We start from the raw sequence: 16922 nt of genomic DNA on the forward strand, positions 1-16922 counted from the left end.
GAACGGGCGGGCAGCAATGCCCTGAGAGGTCAAAGAACAAGGGAGCGCAAGCGCTCCCTTTTTTCAGGCTTTCTTCAGGCAGGTACTCATGAAGGTATTACGTTCATCACCCTTCAGTGATTTCGCCGTGGCCGCTTTGCTGCAGTCGCTCATTTTCTGCTGCTGAGGAGTGAGCGCCTTTCCCTGCGAGGTCGTGGTCTCTTTTTTCAGACACTGGCTCATAAAGGTTTTGCGCTCCTCTCCTTTCAGCATTTTGGCTGACGCTTGCTGATTGCAGTCCGTCATCCTTTGCTGCTGTGGAGTGGGCGTTTTTTCTGCCGCGCCAACCGCGCTGATAAAGATCAAGCCAAACAGTAGGGTCATCAGTAAAGTTATTTTCATCGCACCATCCTTCTGTGAGTGGATCGTTGTAAGTCTGGACGCAGATAGAAAAAAAACCAGCCGGTGACGCGATTTCGCCACCGGCAACGACTTATTTCAGACTCAGGGCAGCTTTCATGGTCGAGAACAGGTCGGTCTGGTCGGTCAGGCCGACGACGTTAGCCGCGTGTGGGCCGTAGGCCGCAATGCGCAGCTGGGTGCCGGTATGCTCCATCGACTCTTCCTCAGAGTTGCCGTAGCTCATCACCATCACCGCGCCATCGTGCGTGTTCAGAGCCTGGGTCAGCCCCGGGGCTTTGCTATCCGCCGGGATGATCTGGCTGGCGTGCGCATGGTCGGCGGTGACAATCACCAGGGTGTTGCCATCTTTTCTCGCAAACTCCAGCGCCTTCTGCACCGCTTCGTCGAGATCTACGGTTTCGCCGATCTGGCCGCACGGATTGGCCGCATGATCCTGCTTATCGATGGAGGCGCCTTCCACCTGCAGAAAGAAGCCTTTCTCGTTACGGCTCAGCAGGTCAATCGCTTTCTCCGTCATCTGCGCCAGGGTCGGCACCGAGGCGTCACGTTTTGGGTTTGGCGTACAGGTCACCGGCGGTTTATCGATATTGCCGTGATAAGATGCCTTCGGCCCTTCCCAGCGGACCGGCATATTGCCGTCGGCGAAGAGTCCCAGCAGCGGTTTATCCTGACTGGCTTCCGTCGCGGCGGCAAGGGAAGCCGCGTCGGTCACAATCTGGTAGCCGCGCGCTTGCGCCTGCTCGCGCAGGGTTTTGCCCTGCCACTCGCCCGCCGTCGCCGTTTCGGCAAAGGTCTTCGCGCCGCCGCCTAAAGTCACATCCGGTCGGGCGTTCAGCAGTTGTTCGGTAATGGAACCTTTGCCCCCTTTCTCCAGCGCATTGCTGGGGCATTTTTCGCTGGTGACCGTGGGGCCGTAGCATTTACGCGATGTTACATGCGCTACCAGCGCCGCGGGGGTCGCGTCCTGCAGTTCGGCGGTGGAAACGTTGCCGGTGGCCAGTCCCGCCGCTTTCGCCAGCTCGAGAATGGTCTGATGCGCGTTCTCATGAATATCGACGCCCAGCGCGCCGTTATAAGTCTTCACGCCGGTGGTCCAGGCGGTGGCGGACGCCGCCGAGTCGGTTACGTAGTCCGGTTTCCCGGTTTTTTTATCCAGCGAATAGTGCGTGTACTGCCCGGTTAACGGCAGAGCGTCAATCCCTTTAAAGAAACCGCCCGCCCCCTCGGCATAATTTCGCGCAGCGGTAATTTCCGAATCGCCCATCCCATCGCCAATCAGTAAAATAATGTTTTTGGCCGGTTTATTGATTAACGAGGCGCGCAGCGCTTCGGTTTGATCGCCTGTTAAACGACGCGCGCCGCCAGGGGTGGTGATATCCCCCTGAGCAGCACGATTTTCCAGCACCGGCGCAGCCGTGGTTTCGGCATGAATAACCGGCGAGCCCAGCAGAGGAACCAGGGCAATAAACAGAGCGCTTAATTTCACTTTTGTCATCTCCATGTAAAAAATACTTAAAAAAACAAAACGAAGGAGACTTTATAAAAGGGAGATGACAGAAAAATGACGGCATCCTTGTCGTGTCACAAAGACTAACTACGAGGATGCCGCAACAGCTTTTTTAGATATTGCTGCAGCAGCATCGCATCATGGTCGTTGACCGGCGGACAGGGCGTCACCTGATCTATCGCCTGTTCAATATCCTGAATCAATGCCAGCTGGGCATCATGCTCCATATGGCGCAATAATGCGGTGACCACGATCTCCAGCGCTTCAACCTGCACCGTCAGTTCCTTTGCTTCTTCTTCCTTTTGCGCCAGTTTAACCAGTAACTCAGCAATGAGATTCTTCATAGCTCCAGTTCCTTATGCGAGGCCTGTTTTTGATTGAGATGTCATACCCAATGACGGACCTCAGAATTACTTAAATTAAGAATCATCGCAACACCCAATATACAGCGAAACGTTTTACCACTATAAAATACCACTATAAATAGTATTGTTTAATGACAACCGGGTTAGTTATAACCAGATTGCCTGGTAAATAATAAAATGGAATAGCGTTCACGCAATGACGATAACAAAAAGTAATGGTAAATCCGCTGACGGCGAATAACGCTGACGGTATTGTGATAAATACCGTCAGCAGAGGTTCAGGCGTTAGCCCGACGGGTGCGGCGCAGCATCCATGCCAGTTGCCAGAGGTTAATGAAAACGATAATGGCGGTGGCAATAAATACCCAGCGGAAGCCAGCCATGGCTGAGACAGAGGCGCCAATTAGCGGCCCGGCGACGTTGCCCAGATACATAAACGATTGGTTATAGCCAAAGATGCGTCCGGTGACGCTGTCGCTGCTGTATTTCAGCAATAAGGTCTGCACCGCCGGAAGCATCGCGCCATCGGCAAAGCCGAGAAGAAAACGCAGCGTCCCCAATTGCAGCGGGGTGGTGACAAAGGACATGGCGAAGAACATCACCACCGCGCAGCAGAGCGTCGCGAGCAGGATCCGCGAGGTGCCAATACGGTCGCCTAACTTACCCAGCCGCGGGGCAGAGATCAGCGCCGACACGCCGGGCACCGCGGCGATCATCCCGGCCAGAAAAGCGATATTATTGCTGTCCGGCGCCATTGACTTAATAAACAGCGCCAGGATCGGGCCAATTGAGCCGTTGCACAACTGGATAACCAGGGTAGTGAAGAAGAGGCTGATCACCAGTCCCGGATAGGGCAAGGAGGCAAAGACTTGTTTCCCGGTGAGGCGCTCGCTTTTGCTGACCTGCGGACGAATGCCCTCTTTAATCAGGAACAGGGTCACCAGAAAACTGATGGTCAGCAGGATCGCCGTAATAAAAAAGACCATCCGCAGCCCGACGTGGTCCGCCAGGAAGCCGCCCAGCAGCGGGCCGCCGATGACCCCGCTAATCTGCGCCGTCGACAGCGTGCTTAGCGCCCAGCCGCTGCGCTCGCGCGGCACCTGGGAGGCCACCAGCGCCATGGCGTTTGGAATATAACCAGAGGTTAACCCCATGATTGCCCGCAGGATAAACAGCTGCCAGACGTTGGTGGCGAAAGCCTGCAGTAAAATGGCGACCGCCATCCCCAGCGAGGCGCGCAGCAGCATCAGCTTGCGGCCTTTGCGATCTGCCAGACTTCCCCACATCGGCGAGACGATCGCCGAGACCAGGAAGGTGACGCTGAAGGTCAGCCCCGACCACATCGACAGCGCTTCATGCGAAGTCACGCCCAGTTGGGAGACGTAGAGGGGTAAAAAAGGGAGAATTTGACTGATTGCCAGGCCGGTAAAAAAGCAACCAAACCAGACAGAGATAAGATTAACCTTCCAGGATTCCATAACTACGCGTATTCATTAATGATTTGCCAATTATTACCTAGCTTAGCAATTTCATTGCACTGGTGTACTACCATAGATGCACTGACGGCGAGTTTGGTGTTTTATGACTGCGCATGAGAGGCTGACGAAGCATTTTATGGTCATTTAGGCTGCTCACAGCGCTTTATGCTCAAAAGCAGAAGCCCTGCCCGCGCATGCCGAAGTGAAAATGGTTGGCGTGAGCCGCGTTGTACTCTGGCCCCAGCGCGTTGCCGAAGTAATGGCAACTGCTGCTCAACAGCGCCGCCAGCCAGGGGCGCGAAGTCTCGCTCCGCCAGCCCTCCAGGACGCTGACGCGTCTGCCGTCCGCCAGACGGAAACCGCTGACGTCCAGCGCGTCCGCCGTGGCATGTTCACTGCGCCGCGCCTGTGCCCGATGGTAGATATTGCGACAGGCAAAGCTGCCAAGATGGTCGATCTGGCGCAGATCGCTCGCCATCAGCTGGCGGGTCAGCGGCTTCGCCTGCTGCTCGACATACAGCGCACTGCTCAGTGCCAGCGGGCAGCTGGCGAGGAAACTGCTGCTCAGCTTCACCGGGCCAAAATTAGCCACCCGCACCACGTTACGCAGAGGGCAGCTTCCCTCGCTGTCTGCCACCGGCTGGCTGGCGATGAGCCGCCGGCGGTTGGCCTCCGCCAGCAGAGAGGCGCACTGGTCGGCCGTAAGGCTGCGCAGCTTGAACGACGTCAGCCAGCCCGGGGGATCGTCCAGCGCCAGCGGCGCCAGCGGATTCAGGTGTGGCGGCAGAAAGCGATATCCAAACAGGCCCGCGCCGAGCAGCCCGGCCAGCACCAGCAGCGTCTTTCCTCTCACGCCCACTCCCGTCAATTGATCAGGTAAATATTATGGCAGCCAGGCGGCGGTTTCACATGGTATGTTATGCCCTTTGATGTAATCTGGATGGAAGTTGAAATGGCAAAGATGAGGGTTGGGATCGTTTTTGGCGGTAAGTCGGCAGAGCATGAAGTGTCGCTGCAGTCAGCGAAGAATATCGTGGAAGCGATTGATAAATCACGCTTCGATGTGGTTCTGTTGGGGATTGATAAACAGGGGCTATGGCACATCAACGACGCCGGCAACTACCTGCTCAATGCTCAGGATCCTGCCCGTATTGCCCTGCGCCCTTCCACGGTGACTCTGGCGCAGATCCCGGGCCGCGAAGCACAGCAGCTGATTAACGCCGAAAGTGGCCAGCCGCTGGCGGCCATCGATGTGATTTTCCCCATCGTCCACGGCACGCTGGGCGAAGATGGTTCCCTGCAGGGGATGCTGCGCATGGCCAATCTGCCGTTCGTCGGCTCCGATGTGCTGGGCTCTGCGGCCTGTATGGACAAAGACGTGACCAAACGTCTGCTGCGCGACGCCGGGCTCACCGTCGCCCCGTTTATCACCCTGACCCGCGCCAACCGCGCGCAGTTCAGCTTTGCCGATGTCGAAGCGAAGCTGGGCCTGCCGCTGTTCGTTAAGCCGGCTAATCAGGGCTCGTCGGTTGGCGTCAGCAAAGTTAAAAACGAAGAGCAGTACCATCAGGCGGTGGCCCTGGCCTTTGAATTTGACCATAAAGTGGTGGTGGAGCAAGGCATTAAAGGGCGGGAAATTGAGTGTGCGGTGCTGGGTAACGACCACCCGCAGGCCAGCACCTGCGGTGAAATTGTCCTCAACAGCGAGTTTTACGCTTACGACACCAAGTATATCGACGACCAGGGCGCGCAGGTGGTGGTTCCGGCCGCTATCGCCCCTGAGATTAACGACAAAATCCGCGCTATCGCGGTGCAGGCCTACCAGACCCTGGGCTGCAGCGGCATGGCCCGCGTCGACGTCTTCCTCACCGCCGACAACGAGGTGGTGATCAACGAGATCAACACCCTGCCGGGCTTTACCAACATCAGCATGTATCCGAAGCTGTGGCAGGCCAGCGGTCTCGACTACACCAGCCTGATCACCCGCCTGATTGAGCTGGCGCTGGAGCGCCATGCCGCGGACCGGGCGCTGAAAACATCCATGAACTAAAACGCGTTTTACCCCGCCTGGCAGCGGCGGCCTCAGGCCTCTTCTGCCGGGCGACGACGGATCACCAGACCCGCAGCCCAGAAGCTTATCACCCACGTCACCAGACCGACGGCGTAGGATTGCCAGCCCTGCGTCTCAAACCCCAGCAGCCCCACCACCCCATTGAGAATAAAAATTAACCCCAGCGCCACCGCGTAGTAGTGCCAGTCGCGGCGAATTTTATCTGTGAGCTTCATGCGGCCTCCAACAGCAAAAAACGCATCTTCGCATAGCCGCTCGCAGCGGTCTGTAGCGCAAGGGAGAATGTTGTTGGATTGCGACGTCAGTCTCCCTTTTGTGCTCCTGTGGCACGGTTAACACAACGGCGAAAACAGGATTATTCCTGGACGGCAATTACCAGCAATCTGATACTGATGATGGCCCCTGACTGCCAGAATACCTGACATAGAGCTGGAGAAAAAACCAGCAGCGCAGATGTGGGAGGGCCTATGGCTGAATTCAGTTTTTCAAAATCGCTTTTGGGAAATAAAAAAAGGGGGGCGCTGACCGGTAGCCATGTCGCCTACGGGCTGTTCGTCCTGATCTGCTGCTGGGCCGGCGCGCAGATGCTCAGCATGCTGATCCACGCCCCGGGGGTATTTGAACGCCTGATGCAGGCGCAGGACGCCAGCCGTCCACAAGTTGACATCAGCCTCGCCGTGGGCACCCTCTTTGGCCTGATCCCTTTTTTGATCGGCTGCGCGTTCATCGGGCTGCTGGCGCTCATTGTGCGCTGGCGTCAGCGCCGTTAACGCCGCGCCATACAGTTTGCCCGCCGCTCATCAACCCGTTTCGCAAACCACGCCGTCGTCAGATTACGGGTGATTTTCGGACTCTCCAGCTGGATCCCCGGCAACATCTCCCGCGGCAGGGTTTTGCCCGCCTTTTTATCGGCGAGACGGAAAACCTGCTGATAGAGATCGGTCTTCTCAAACGCCAGGCTGTCGCCCTTTTTCAGCTGGCGGTGGATCTCGCTGTCGCTCATCCCCAACTGGCCCGCCAGACGGCGCACCGCCAGCTCGGTATTACCCGGCTCATCGCTGTCATAGCGGATAAGATCGCCATCAAGCGCCAGTTTCACTCCGCTGGCTTTCACCACCGCATTCTGGAAGGCCGCGTTACGGCTGGCATACCAGCCGGCGTTGAAGTCGGCAAAGCGGTACAGCGGCGCACTGTAACTGGCCGGGTAGTTCAGCAGATGATAGGTGCCAAACCACAGGCCACCGCGCAGACTGAACACCTCCTGGCGCACCGTGCCGTTCATTTTCCACGGGTAGCCAGAGGTATGCTGCTCGGCAAAAGCAATGCTGACCTGCATCGGCCCCCCGGTGTGCACCGGATTAAGCGAACCGAACAGCTTCTGCCCCATCGGCACCATCCCGATAAAGTCATCAAAAATGGCGCTCAACTGCTTTTCCGTCTTCACATTGTCCAGACGGTCGCTATAGCTTTTACCGTTTGGCGAGGTGATTTTAAGCGCGGTATGAACCAGAAACGGCGGAATGTGCATTTTTTCCGCCCGGCGGTCAATTTCCTGCCAGGCGATTTTATTCAGCCCCGGCACAACCGGATCGGATTGATAGTTAGATTCCTGCTGCGCGACCGCCAGCACCGAGCAGACATTCTCTTCCGTCGGCGCCAGCTTCTGGCTGTCAAACGCGGTGGCGATGGCCTGCGCCCAGGCCTCCCGATCCTTGACGCTGGCCGGCATTTTCTGCCGCACCACCGACGCCACGTCAACGGGCTTCTCGCCCTTTTTCAGCGTCGGGGCCTGCTGGCTGGTACAGGCGCTCAGCACCATGGCCGCCAGCAGCGTCAATGAAACGGGAATAATGCGCGATAAACGTGCGGCCATCATGCTTCCTTGTCTTGATTAACGTAATGTCGGGATCGCTTCCTGCAGCGGTTTGCCGTCCAGCTCGCGTTCAAAACTGCGCAGACGTTTGTAGATGGACATCAGTTCCACCAGCGTCGTCCACGAGCTGATCAGGTACTGGAACGAGCCGCGCACCTGGCCGAAGACGTTGGTAATTTGCGTCATCAGCCCGAGGGTAATCGTACCGGCAACGATCGACGGAAACAGCAGGAAAAGGCCGAAAACGTTATCCACCTGCAGATAGAGAATGCGGGCGATATTGAAATACATATAGTGGAAATAGAGACGGAAATAGTTGCGACGCACCGCGCGGAATAGCTCGCGCACCGTCGGCGGCGTAGCGCGGGTTTCATCGTCCTCACCGTAGACCAGTTCTTTACGATACGCCGCTTCCACACGCTGGTTTTTAAACTCCAGGCCCGGCAGCTTAATCCCCACCACCGCCAGCAGGCCGGTGCCCATCAGCGACCAGACGATAGCGGCAATCACCAGGCCATACGGCAAATGACCGACGATGGGCAGGTCGGGAACGTGTTCGGAGAGCGTCACCAGCACCGGCAGGAAGGCGATCAGGGTCATCACCGCGTTGATAAAGCTCACCCCCATATCTTCGAGGGTGGAAGCAAAGCGCATGGTATCTTCCTGCACACGCTGCGCGGCGCCTTCGATATGGCGCAGATGCTGCCAGTGGGCCATATAGTGTTCGTTCATCGCTGTGCGCCAGCGGAAAACATAGTGGCTGACGAAGAAGTTGTTCATCACGCCAATGATCACCGCGATGATCGCGATGCCAAGAAAAACGCCGATTTCCTGATAAAACTGGTTGATGCTGACCTTATGCGGGGTGGCCAGCGCGCTCTGGATCAGGTCGTAAAATGGCGCATACCAGGCGTTGATCGCCACGCCCACCTCCACCAGAAACCAGGTAACGAAGATGATGAGCGACGTACCAAGAATCGACCAGTACTGCCAGCGATGGGGGCAGTAGACAAACCAGAAAATCGCAAACACGCCGACGCAGAACAGATAGTAAGCGTAGAACACCAGATAATTAAGCGACCAAAAGCGCGCTGCGCTGATGGCCACATTTTGCGATGCCCCGCTGACCCGCAGCAGCCAGTCGCCGCCGCCCGCCTGCCAAAAGATCACGGCCAGTAGCGACCAGATTAAGGCAGAAATAAAAAACGGCCCCGGTTTGGGGAAAAAAGATTTAAACATCATTGTCTCCTGCTAACTTCTTATCGTTCTACTATTGCTGTGTACGACGCATACGTCGGCCGCCGCGTGGATGCGCTCTCGCGGGGCAGACGAATGATAAGACCGGATATCAACAGCTTAGTTCTGCTGCCAGGCGTGCAGAATTGTTTCTGTGGGTTTCACCTGTAAAGGATTGCCAGGAACCGTCAGCGTACGCCACACCTCATTGTAGTGGGCGATAAGCGTCGCGGCCGGCGCGGCGGGGCGGTCGGCGGTGGTGTGGGCATCTTCCGCGACAACAATACCGTACCCGCGGCTGGCGCCGTTTTTAATGGTGGTGTCGAGGCAGTAGTCGGTGGCGCAGCCGCAGATGACGAACTGCTGGATGTCGTGTTCGCCCAGCACCTGCGCCAGCGAGGTGTGGTAGAAAGCGTCGCAGGCAGTTTTGGTGACATACAGCGCGCCAGCTGGCTGTTCCAGCTCGGGAAGCAGAGCAAAGCCTTCGCTGCCGGCTTCGAGGCCACCGGCTTCATCATGCTGAATGAAAATGACCTTGTCCGCCGCGCGCACCAGACGATTAATTTGCGCGACGCAGCGCCCGCGCGCCAGACGCGGCGTGGCGAACACGCCGTTTTGCATATCCACGACCATCACTACCCGTTGAGCCGTCATTGTTCTCTCCCACGAACGTTCAGCCAAACGGTCATCATACGCGGCAGCGGAAAAAGCCGATATCTGAAAGCGTAAAAAAGTCTTTTTTACGCACCGTTACCTTTTTCCTGCAGGAATGTCGTGAATCCCACTTTGTTCTGCGCCACTTCGTAGTATAAATACCCTCTTCTCTTTTATTTATTTAATGGATGATCTCCGTTGAAACGTAGTTTGCTCCTTTTTGCTGCGCTGTGCGCGGCGTCGTGGACCTCGGTGCAGGCCGCACAGCCTACCGTTGACCCGGTTTTCGCCTCGGATGTGGTCGATCGTTACGCCAATCATATCTACTACGGCAGCGGCGCCACCGGCATGGCGCTGGTGGTTATCGATGGCAATCAGCGCGTTTTTCGCAGCTTTGGCGAAACCCGTCCGGGGAATAATCAGCACCCGCAGCTCGACTCGGTGATCCGTATCGCCTCCCTCAGCAAACTGATGACCAGCGAGATGCTAGTGAAGCTGCTCGACCAGGGGGTGGTGAAACTCAATGATCCGCTGAGCAAATACGCTCCGCCGGGCGCCCGGGTACCTGACTGGCAGGGAAAACCAATCACTCTGGTGAATCTCGCGACCCATACCAGCGCCCTGCCGCGCGAACAGCCTGGCGGCGCCGCTCATCGTCCGGTGTTTGTCTGGCCGACCCGTCAGCAGCGCTGGAACTGGCTCTCTACCGCGACCCTGAAGACCGCGCCCGGCTCGCAGGCGGCCTACTCTAATCTGGCCTTCGATTTACTGGCGGACGCGCTCTCCACCGCCGCCGGCAAACCTTATCCGCAGCTGTTTGAAGAGCAGATCACCCGGCCGCTGGGGATGAAGGACACCACCTTTACCCCGTCACCGGATCAGTGCCAGCGGCTGATGATCCCGGAAAAAGGCGCCAGCCCGTGCAATAACACCCTGGCGGCGATCGGCAGCGGCGGAGTCTACTCGACGCCGGGGGATATGATGCGCTGGATGCAGCAGTTCCTGTCATCCGATTTCTATACCCGCAGCCAGCAGGCCGACCGGATGCAGACGCTGATTTATCAGCGTAACCAGCTGACCCGAGTGATTGGTATGGACGTACCGGGCCGCGCCGACGCGCTGGGCCTCGGCTGGGTGTATATGAAGCCGAAGAACGGCCATCCGGGAATTATTCAGAAAACCGGCGGCGGCGGCGGGTTTATCACCTATATGGCGATGAATCCGCAGGCTAACGTCGGCGCTTTTGTGGTGGTGACCCGCTCGCCGTTAACCCGCTTCAACAATATGAGCGACGGCATCAACGATCTGGTCAGCGAGCTGAGCGGCGCGCAGCCCAACATGCAGACGGCCAGTCAGTAAGCCCGAGGGAGGTTTCGCCGATGCGACATAACGATCGTTTTGGCGAAACATCCCGCTGCCATTTCAGTTACACTACCGTCTTTCATTTCACAAAATCAGGCAAACCATGACAGATTTAATCACTCGCCCCCGCCGCCTGCGTCAATCCGCTGCGCTGCGCGCCCTGTTTGAAGAGACAACACTGAGTTTGAACGACCTGGTGTTGCCGATCTTTGTTGAAGAAGAAATTGATGATTACAAAGCGATCGAGGCCATGCCCGGCGTGATGCGCATTCCGGAAAAATATCTGGCGCGCGAGATCGAACGCATCGCCAACGCCGGGATCCGCTCGGTGATGACCTTTGGTATTTCTCATCACACCGATGCCACCGGCAGCGATACCTGGAATGAAAATGGTCTGGTGGCGCGTATGTCGCGGATCTGTAAGTCCACGGTGCCGGAGATGATCGTCATGTCCGATACCTGCTTCTGCGAATACACCTCCCACGGCCACTGCGGCGTGCTGTGCGACCATGGGGTGGATAACGACGCGACTCTGGAAAACCTCGGCAAGCAGGCCGTTGTCGCTGCCGCCGCGGGCGCAGATTTCATCGCCCCTTCCGCCGCGATGGACGGTCAGGTACAGGCTATTCGCCGCTCGCTGGATGCCGCCGGCTTCACCAATACGGCGATCATGTCCTACTCGACCAAGTTCGCCTCCTCCTTCTACGGCCCGTTCCGCGAAGCGGCCGGTACCGCGCTGAAGGGCGATCGGAAAACCTATCAGATGAGCCCGATGAACCGCCGGGAGGCCATTCGCGAGTCGCTGCTCGATGAAGCCCAGGGCGCCGACTGCCTGATGGTGAAACCGGCTGGCGCCTACCTGGATATTCTGCGTGATATCCGCGAACGCAGCGATCTGCCGCTCGGCGCCTATCAGGTCAGCGGGGAGTACGCGATGATTAAATTTGCTGCCCAGGCGGGCGCTATCGATGAAGAGAAAGTGGTTCTGGAAAGCCTCGGCGCTATCAAACGCGCGGGCGCCGACCTGATCTTCAGCTATTTCGCCCTCGATCTGGCCGAGAAAAAAATTCTCCGTTAAACCCGCCCCCCCGGTTGCGCTGCGCTTACCGGGGCCCGCAGCCCCATCCCGCATGTAGGCCGGGTCAGGCGCAGCCGCCACCCGGCACAAAAACGTCTCCCTACCCGTTGCCATTGCCCGGCGGCGCTGACGCTTGCGCGGGCCTACGAGCTTGCCGGGCCCGCAGCCCCATCCCGCATGTAGGCCGGGTCAGGCGCAGCCGCCACCCGGCACAAAAACGTCTCCCTACCCGTTGCCATTGCCCGGCGGCGCTGACGCTTGCGCGGGCCTACGAGCTTGCCGGGCCCGCAGCCCCATCCCGCATGTAGGCCGGGTCAGGCGCAGCCGCCACCCGGCACAAAAACGTCTCCCTACCCGTTGCCATTGCCCGGCGGCGCTGACGCTTGCGCGGGCCTACGAACTTGCCGGGCCCGCAGCCCCATCCCGCATGTAGGCCGGGTCAGGCGCAGCCGCCACCCGGCGCAAAAACGGCTCCCTATCCGTCGTCTCCCCCGCTGCGACCGAAACTTCACTCAACTGTAATCTGAACGACATCTCCACCTTCTACTGTCTGGGCAGGACGGAGGAGGAGCCACTATGTTTAGTCTCGACAACGTACTCGATGACCTGTGGCCTCAGGCGAGGCCCGCCCCCTGGCAAAAGAAACTGTTAAAAAAGCTATTTTATGAGGAAGAGTTTCAACAATTTGCCGACCGTCACCGCCACCTGAAGGGGCTTGATACGGTCGAACAGGTGCTGGAATACCTCAATATCCGCTGCGCCATCCCGGCGCACGATCTCGAACAAATCCCCGAATATGGCCCGCTGGTCATTATCGCCAACCACCCCACCGGCACCCTCGACGGCCTGGCGCTCCTGTATGCGGTATCCCGCGTGCGCCGCGATGTCAAAGTGGTCACCAACCGCATGCTCACCCATCTTGAGCCCCTGAGCTCGCTATTTATCCCGGTGGATAATATTCATGGCCGCACCGCTAAAGCGGCGCTGCAGCAGATGGACCAGCAGCTGCAGGCCGGCGGGGTGCTGATTTTCTTCCCGGCGGGGGAAGTCTCACGCCTCACCCGTCGCGGCATCCGCGATAAAAAATGGCACTCGGGCTTTATTAAGCTGGCGGCAAAATATCGCGCCCCGCTGCTGCCAGCATGGATTAACGCCCACAACAGCGCCCTGTTTTACGCCAGTACGCTGGTATCTGACAACCTGCCGCTGCTCCTGCTGATGCAGCAGATGTTTCGCCGGCGCAACAGCAACTTGCCGGTGCGCATCGGCCAGCAGATCCCCTGGTCGAACTGGTTCGATGCGCAATCCAGCGCTCGCGAGCTTACCGGCCGCTGCTATCAACACCTTGAACAGCTGCGCAAAGGGCTGCCGGGGCGGTTTAAAACCGAAAGCGCCATCGCCCGTCCGGAAGACCGGGCGCTGCTCAAACGCGAACTGCACAAGGCCGAATGCCTGGGCCGCACCGCCGATGGCAAAGTGATTTACCTCTGGCAGCGCAACGGCCAGGAGGACGCGCCGCTGCTGCGCGAGCTGGGACGCCTACGGGAAATCGCTTTCCGCGCGGTCGGGGAAGGCAGCGGCAAACGGCGGGATATCGACGGGTATGACGACGACTATCTGCATCTGATCCTGTGGGATGAAGAAGACCTCGAGATCGTCGGCGCTTACCGCTTTATGCCGACGGCCATCCAGCTGGCAAAGCGCGGCCTGGAGGGGATCTACAGTTACAGTCTGTTCCATTACGACGGGCGGATGGACGATGTCCTGCAGCACGGCATTGAGCTGGGGCGCAGCTTTATCCAGCCGCGCTACTGGGGGCGTCGCGGGCTGGACTACCTGTGGTCCGGCATCGGCGCTTATCTGGCGCGCTATCCGCACTATCGCTATCTGTTTGGTCCGGTGTCGATTTCTGGCGGGTTGCCGCCCGCCGCCCGCGATCTGCTGGTGGCATTCTACCGGCTGTGGTTCCCGGCGACGCATCCGCTGGCGGAGTCGCGTCGCCCATATCCGGCGTCGCTGCCCGACGTGCTGGCGCAGTTTGGCGGGGAGGATTACAACGACGACCTGACCCGGCTGAAGTCCCTGCTCGGCAACCTCGGCTGCGCGATCCCGCCGCTGTATAAGCAGTACTCGGAAGTGTGCGAGCCGGGCGGCGTGCAGTTTATCGATTTCGGCAGCGATCCGGATTTCAATAACTGCGTGGATGGTCTGGTGCTGGTGGATCTCACCTACCTGAAGGCCAATCGCTACCAGCGCTATATTGGCGTGCATTTGGATACGCAAAAATCGGCATAAACGCTTTTCCCGGCTTGCGGCGCGTTGCGCCTTAGCCGGGCTACAGTTCACCGTTTCCGACGGATCGGTAGCCCGCGCCGCCTCCGGGAATCTGCGGGCAATGCAGCATCCGCTTTTCTCCGCGGCTCGCAGCTGATGCCTTAACCGGCTACAAGCCTTACCCCGCCCGGTAATACGGCTTATCGCCGAGGATCGTCGCCCGGTGCATGATCCGCCGCTGCGGCAGATAGTCGGCGTTGGCGTAATGCTGGGTCACCCGGTTATCCCAGATAGCGACATCGTTCGGCTGCCAGCGCCAGCGCACCTGAAACTCCGGTTTAGTGACATGAGCAAACAGGAAGTTCAGCAGCGCTGCGCTCTCTTTCTCACTCACCTCGACAATTCGCGTGGTAAAGCCTTCATTAACGAACAGCGCCTGCTTGCCGGTCACCGGGTGGGTACGCACTACCGGATGCAGCAGCGGCGGATGCTTCTCCACCGCTTCCTGCCAGCGCCGATGCTCGGCTTCGGTTTTGTTGTACTTATACTCCTGGAACGATTTGCGGAAATCGTGTTCGGCGTGCAGGCCACTCAGTAGCTGCCGGAAGGGTTCTGACAGCGCTTCCCAGGCGGCGATGCCGCTGGTCCACAGGGTGTCCCCGCCGGTCGCCGGCAGCTCTTTCGCCGCCAGAATGGCGCCGGCGGGCGGCGTGTCGATAAAGGTGACATCGGTATGCCAGTTGTCATTATCCGGCGGATTATCGTTGTGGGTATCGAGGACGATAATCTCCTCCACGCCGGGGGCGTGAGGGTAGACCGGATGGATATGCAGGTCGCCAAACCGCAGCGCCAGGTCGCGCTGTTGCGCCGGGGTGATATTCTGCTCGCGCAGGAATACCACCTGATGACGCAGCACCGCGTGATACAGCTGTTCAAACTGGTTGTCGCTCAGCGGACGGGTTAAATCCGCCCCGCTCACCTGCGCGCCAATATACGGCCCCAGCGGGGTAATGCTCAGACGTTCACTCATTGTACTTCTCCATGCCAGGGCGTCAGGCGCCGCTGCAGCGCGCGCAGACCCAGTTCCAGTAAAAAGGCGATAATAGCAATCACCGCGATCCCCGCCAGCACCACATCGGTGGCGAGAAACTCGCCGGCAGACTGCACCATAAACCCTAATCCGCGGGTGGCGGCGATCAGCTCAGCGGCCACCAGCGTTGACCAGCCCACCCCGAGACCAATGCGCAGCCCGGTGAGGATCTCCGGCAGCGCGCCGGGCAGGATCACCAGCCACAGCACCTGCGCCCGGCTGGCGCCCAGCGAACGGGCAGCGCGAATGCGCACCTGCTGCGCGCTTTTTACCCCCGCCAGCGCTGACATGGCTACCGGCGCGAAAATCGCCAGGTAGATCAGCAGGATCTTCGAGGTTTCACCGATGCCAAACCAGATCACCATCAGCGGTAGGTAGGCCAGCGGCGGCACCGGACGATAGAGTTCGATCAGCGGGTCGAGGATCCCGCGCACCGTCGAGTTGAGCCCCATGGCGATCCCCACCGGTACGCCAATAAGCACTGCCGCCAGCAGGGCGATGACGATCCGCGTCAGGCTCGCCGCCAGATGCTGCCAGAGCGTCGCATCCATAAAGCCCTGCGGCCCGGCGATGGTGATAAGCTTTTGCAGTACCTGGCCCGGCGGCGGCAGAAACAGCGGACTAATCAGCTGCAGCGCCGCGACCGCCCACCAGACGGCCAGCAATACCGCCAGAGTCGCCACGCTGAGGGTGAGCTGACGGGAGAGCGGCCAGCGCCACTTCAGCGTCGTCTGACGCGGTTTGTCGTTCAGTACCACGCTCATGAGAAAGCCTCCCGTTGGTCAAACACCCGGCTCAGAATGTATTCCCGCTGTTCAATAAACCGCGGGTCGGATTTGATGCTGCGGCAGGATTCGCCCGCGACAAAGCGACGGCTGAAATCAAGCGGCAGCCGCTCCACCACCCGTCCCGGCCCCGGCGACAGCAGCACCAGCTCGGTGGCCATAAAGATGGCCTCTTCAATGTCATGAGTGATCAGCAGCACCTGTTTGCCGGTCTCATGCCACAGTTTCAGCAGTAATGTCTGCATCTGCTCGCGGGTAAAGGCGTCAAGCGCGCCGAAGGGCTCATCCAGCAGCAACAGCTGCGGATTCGCCGCCAGCGCCCGGGCGATGCCCACCCGCTGGCGTTGACCGCCGGACAGCTGCCAGATAAAGCGTTTTTCCGCCCCTTCGAGACCCACCTTCTTCAGCATCTGCGCCGCCGCTTGCCGGCGCTGCGCTTTATCCACGCCCGCCAGCTGGAGGCCCAGCGCCACGTTATCCTGCACATTGCGCCACGGCAGCAGGCCTTCGTTCTGGAAGACCACGCCGCGCTCTGCGCCCGGCCCGGTCACCCGCTGACCTTCAAGGGTGATGCTGCCGTGCTGATAGGGCACGAATCCGGCAATCAGGTTCAGCAGGGTGGTTTTACCGCAGCCCGAGGGCCCCAGCACCACCAGCAGCTCCCCACTCTCCAGCGTCAGGTTGATATCCGCCAGCGCCGGTTTACCGCCGTAGTCGGCGGAAAGATGCGAGATTTGCAGCATCGCC

General features: G+C 59.1%; 17 protein-coding genes. 5 read left to right on the forward strand and 12 right to left on the reverse strand.

What is annotated here, in order from left to right:
• Positions 1–63: 63 nt before the first annotated feature.
• The 5 genes from LGL98_RS19720 to LGL98_RS19740 form a co-directional block, all read right to left on the reverse strand.
• Positions 64–381 (reverse strand): PsiF family protein, encoded by a 318-nt coding sequence (locus LGL98_RS19720; RefSeq protein ID WP_136033556.1) that lies wholly within the window; start codon positions 379–381, stop codon positions 64–66.
• A 91-nt stretch (positions 382–472) separates the two neighbouring features.
• Positions 473–1903 (reverse strand): alkaline phosphatase, encoded by a 1431-nt coding sequence (phoA, locus tag LGL98_RS19725; RefSeq protein ID WP_168435373.1) that lies wholly within the window; start codon positions 1901–1903, stop codon positions 473–475.
• Between the two features lie 89 nt (positions 1904–1992).
• The gene (gene iraP, locus LGL98_RS19730) at positions 1993–2253 is read right to left on the reverse strand and encodes an anti-adapter protein IraP (protein ID WP_136033561.1); all 261 of its coding nucleotides are present in this window, start codon (positions 2251–2253) and stop codon (positions 1993–1995) included.
• A 299-nt stretch (positions 2254–2552) separates the two neighbouring features.
• Positions 2553–3752, reverse strand: coding sequence for a multidrug efflux MFS transporter (locus LGL98_RS19735; RefSeq protein ID WP_136033562.1), 1200 nt, complete (start codon positions 3750–3752; stop codon positions 2553–2555).
• A 169-nt stretch (positions 3753–3921) separates the two neighbouring features.
• Positions 3922–4605, reverse strand: coding sequence for an extensin-like domain-containing protein (locus LGL98_RS19740; protein ID WP_136033564.1), 684 nt, complete (start codon positions 4603–4605; stop codon positions 3922–3924).
• Positions 4606–4704: 99 nt separating this feature from the next.
• Here LGL98_RS19740 and ddlA point away from each other — a divergent pair, with 99 nt between their 5' ends.
• Positions 4705–5802, forward strand: a complete 1098-nt coding sequence (gene ddlA / locus LGL98_RS19745) for a D-alanine--D-alanine ligase (RefSeq protein ID WP_136033566.1) — start codon at positions 4705–4707, stop codon at positions 5800–5802.
• Between the two features lie 32 nt (positions 5803–5834).
• Here the strand turns inward: ddlA and LGL98_RS19750 are convergent, their stop codons facing one another.
• Positions 5835–6038 carry a DUF2754 family protein gene (locus LGL98_RS19750; RefSeq protein ID WP_012968852.1) on the reverse strand — a complete coding sequence of 68 codons (204 nt, stop codon included), beginning with the start codon at positions 6036–6038 and terminating at the stop codon, positions 5835–5837.
• A gap of 252 nt (positions 6039–6290) precedes the next feature.
• Here LGL98_RS19750 and LGL98_RS19755 point away from each other — a divergent pair, with 252 nt between their 5' ends.
• The gene (locus LGL98_RS19755) at positions 6291–6593 is read left to right on the forward strand and encodes a YaiY family protein (protein WP_136033567.1); all 303 of its coding nucleotides are present in this window, start codon (positions 6291–6293) and stop codon (positions 6591–6593) included.
• Here the strand turns inward: LGL98_RS19755 and LGL98_RS19760 are convergent.
• The 3 genes from LGL98_RS19760 to LGL98_RS19770 form a co-directional block, all read right to left on the reverse strand.
• Entirely contained in the window at positions 6590–7696 is a 1107-nt protein-coding gene (locus tag LGL98_RS19760; RefSeq protein WP_136033569.1) for a DUF1615 domain-containing protein, read from the reverse strand. The genes LGL98_RS19755 and LGL98_RS19760 overlap by 4 nt on opposite strands.
• 18 nt (positions 7697–7714) lie before the next feature.
• Entirely contained in the window at positions 7715–8935 is a 1221-nt protein-coding gene (gene sbmA / locus LGL98_RS19765) for a peptide antibiotic transporter SbmA (RefSeq protein WP_136033571.1), read from the reverse strand.
• A 117-nt stretch (positions 8936–9052) separates the two neighbouring features.
• The gene (locus LGL98_RS19770; protein ID WP_168435382.1) at positions 9053–9565 is read right to left on the reverse strand and encodes an isochorismatase family protein; all 513 of its coding nucleotides are present in this window, start codon (positions 9563–9565) and stop codon (positions 9053–9055) included.
• Positions 9566–9784: 219 nt separating this feature from the next.
• Between LGL98_RS19770 and ampH the strand changes: the two genes are divergently transcribed.
• The 3 genes from ampH to olsF all read left to right on the forward strand — a co-directional run bounded on the left by ampH (position 9785) and on the right by olsF (position 14321).
• The gene (gene ampH, locus LGL98_RS19775) at positions 9785–10945 is read left to right on the forward strand and encodes a D-alanyl-D-alanine-carboxypeptidase/endopeptidase AmpH (RefSeq protein WP_136033574.1); all 1161 of its coding nucleotides are present in this window, start codon (positions 9785–9787) and stop codon (positions 10943–10945) included.
• 106 nt (positions 10946–11051) lie between these two features.
• Positions 11052–12026, forward strand: a complete 975-nt coding sequence (hemB, locus tag LGL98_RS19780) for a porphobilinogen synthase (protein WP_002890201.1) — start codon at positions 11052–11054, stop codon at positions 12024–12026.
• Positions 12027–12602: 576 nt separating this feature from the next.
• Positions 12603–14321 (forward strand): bifunctional ornithine lipid synthase OlsF, encoded by a 1719-nt coding sequence (olsF, locus tag LGL98_RS19785; protein WP_136033576.1) that lies wholly within the window; start codon positions 12603–12605, stop codon positions 14319–14321.
• A gap of 157 nt (positions 14322–14478) precedes the next feature.
• On the opposite strand, the gene tauD is transcribed toward olsF, so the two are convergent.
• The 3 genes from tauD to tauB are packed head-to-tail and all read right to left on the reverse strand — an operon-like array spanning position 14479 to position 16918.
• Positions 14479–15330, reverse strand: coding sequence for a taurine dioxygenase (tauD, locus tag LGL98_RS19790; RefSeq protein WP_136033578.1), 852 nt, complete (start codon positions 15328–15330; stop codon positions 14479–14481).
• A complete protein-coding gene (tauC, locus tag LGL98_RS19795; RefSeq protein ID WP_008805332.1) occupies positions 15327–16154 on the reverse strand; it encodes a taurine ABC transporter permease TauC in 828 nt (275 codons plus the stop codon). The genes tauD and tauC overlap by 4 nt, the downstream gene beginning before the upstream one ends.
• A complete protein-coding gene (gene tauB, locus LGL98_RS19800; protein WP_004178719.1) occupies positions 16151–16918 on the reverse strand; it encodes a taurine ABC transporter ATP-binding subunit in 768 nt (255 codons plus the stop codon). Before tauB ends, tauC begins: the two co-directional genes overlap by 4 nt.
• Between the last annotated feature and the right edge of the window lie 4 nt (positions 16919–16922).

Origin of the sequence: Klebsiella africana (assembly GCF_020526085.1) — a bacterium.
In the GTDB taxonomy this organism is placed as follows: Bacteria; Pseudomonadota; Gammaproteobacteria; order Enterobacterales; family Enterobacteriaceae; genus Klebsiella; species Klebsiella africana.